Source organism: Streptomyces sp. H27-H5 (assembly GCF_026627505.1).
In the GTDB taxonomy this organism is placed as follows: Bacteria; Actinomycetota; Actinomycetes; order Streptomycetales; family Streptomycetaceae; genus Streptomyces.
On sequence record NZ_JAPNLK010000359.1, the window covers coordinates 1 to 661 of the forward strand.

Here is a 661-nt window from a genome sequence, read left to right on the forward strand (position 1 = left end):
ACTTACGAGGTGCCCTCTTGCTCGGGTCTGATGGAAGCGTAGAAACTCCCATCATCCCAGGTCAGCGGGCACCTCTTCTGATTTCTCCATCCACAGCCCGACCACTACGCGGTGGATCCAGGCTCAACTGCTGCTCGCCGTCCCCGTGATCTGCCTGGTTCTGGGCTGGACCTACCTGATCAACGACGAGAAGATCTCGTCGATCGGCTGCTACGTCCGGGAACAGTTGGGACCACGACTGGGCGAGCTCACTGCCGCCCGCAGCACAGTGTTCGGCTGGGAGACCTACCATCGCGCCGATGCGAGTCGCACCACGCGCAAGCGACTTCAGACCGCTGTGGATCTGCTGACCTACCTGGCCTTGCCTATGATCTGCATGACTGCATTCTGGCGCTCTCCCGCCGCCCAGACGCCACTTGTCATCGTTTCCCTTGCGCAGATGCTTGCTCTGGCCGTACTGGGCTGGCAGTTCCTGCGCTATGCGGAGCGGTAGCACGTTCGAAGAGCGTTTCGGAATGCCGGCCCCCGAGGCCTTGAACCTCGATCCACCGCGTGATCTTTGATCACGCGGTGTGATTGCTTTTGTGGTGGGTTTCCGGATTCGGGCAGGCCGGTATCCCGGGTGGCCGTCCCGGTGGCGGGTTCTCCGAGGTTCTTTCTG

1 protein-coding gene is annotated in these 661 nt (G+C 61.6%); it reads left to right on the forward strand.

Features of this window, described 5'->3' with window-relative positions; translation table 11 throughout:
• Positions 1-145 precede the first annotated feature (145 nt).
• Entirely contained in the window at positions 146-493 is a 348-nt protein-coding gene (locus OTB19_RS43245; RefSeq protein WP_324290600.1) for a hypothetical protein, read from the forward strand.
• Positions 494-661: the final 168 nt, after the last annotated feature.